General features: G+C 58.8%; 2 protein-coding genes. Both read right to left on the bottom strand.

Annotated elements, in window-relative coordinates; all coding sequences use genetic code 11:
* Positions 1-32: 32 nt before the first annotated feature.
* Positions 33-875 carry an IS3 family transposase gene (locus tag C5S61_RS01860; protein WP_240614398.1) on the bottom strand — a complete coding sequence of 281 codons (843 nt, stop codon included), beginning with the start codon at positions 873-875 and terminating at the stop codon, positions 33-35.
* A complete protein-coding gene (locus C5S61_RS01855; RefSeq protein WP_110513422.1) occupies positions 854-1,183 on the bottom strand; it encodes a transposase in 330 nt (109 codons plus the stop codon). The genes C5S61_RS01860 and C5S61_RS01855 overlap by 22 nt, the downstream gene beginning before the upstream one ends.
* Positions 1,184-1,246: the final 63 nt, after the last annotated feature.

Here is a 1,246-nt window from a genome sequence, read left to right as displayed (position 1 = left end):
TGATGTGGTCACGATTTAATGGACAATCGTTCTTATCCGCTCCACGCTGCTTCAATCATCGCGGGTGTTTGGTAGCCTAACCCCGAATGCAGTCGTTGGCGATTGTAAAAAATTTCGATATATTCGAACAAATCACGCCGTAAACTGGCGATGCTGTCATACGTTCGATGATGGGTCAATTCGGTTTTCAGGGTTGCCCACAGGCTCTCCATGGGCGCATTATCGTAGCATTTGCCCACATCGCTCATACTCATCGTGATGCCATGCCGACGCACCAGCGCTTGGTAGGCCGCGCTCGTGTACTGACTCCCTTGGTCCGTATGGTGCACGGCAGGCCGCTGCTGGGTCTGGGTCACCGCCATCTGCAAGGCCCGTTCAACCAAGGTTGCATCCATCCGCCCATCCAGCGTCCAGCCAACGACTTTGCGGGTATAGAGGTCTAAAACCCCCGCCAAATAGGCGGTTCCGCTGCGCAGCGGAATGGCGGTAATGTCGCCAACCCAGCAGGCATGCGGGGCGGTGACGGTGAACTGGCGCTGCAATTGATTCGGGGCGGCAGACGCGCCGCACGTGCGCACGGTCGTCTGCCGCCGCCATTTCGTGCGGCGCGGGTGGAGATTGGCACTCCGCATCAGGCGACGAACCCGATGGCGGCCAACCCGCACGCCCTGCTGGCGTAAGCTCGCTTGAATCCGACGGCTGCCATAGCGGAAGCCGCTGGTGGCTTGGATGGACTGGATGGTTTCGGTTAAGGTTTGATTGGCTATCGTTCGGGCACTCGGTGGGCGGGTGCACCAGGCATAGAAGCCGCTCGCGGCAACCTCCAGCAGGCGGCACATCGCCCGCACCGACATCAGCGATCGGTGCTCATGGATGAACCGATACCGCTCGGTGACGGGTGCGCGAAGATAGCCACGGCTTTTTTTAGGATGGTATTCTCCTGCTCCAGCCGTTTGACTTCCCGTCGCAGGCGGGCCAGCTCGTGGGTTTCCGCAGCCACGGCGGCAACGGTGGTACCTGCGGCCTGGGCCATGCGGTGTTTTTTGAGCCACTGGCGCAAGAGGCCTGACGATAACCCAAGATCGCGTTCGATCTGCGCAACGGTTTGCTCACCGTGCAACGCGAGATCAATGGCCATGTGGCGAAATTCCGCCGTAAAGGTGCGTGGTTTTTGCCGTGTCATTGGTGGATTCCTTTCCCGTATCAGTATGATACCATACTCGTCTATACGTTCAGGACCACATCA

This window comes from Herpetosiphon llansteffanensis, assembly GCF_003205875.1.
In the GTDB taxonomy this organism is placed as follows: domain Bacteria; phylum Chloroflexota; class Chloroflexia; order Chloroflexales; family Herpetosiphonaceae; genus Herpetosiphon; species Herpetosiphon llansteffanensis.
The sequence above is the reverse complement of the archived record's forward strand: the minus strand, read 5'-3'. Positions and strand labels throughout refer to the sequence as shown.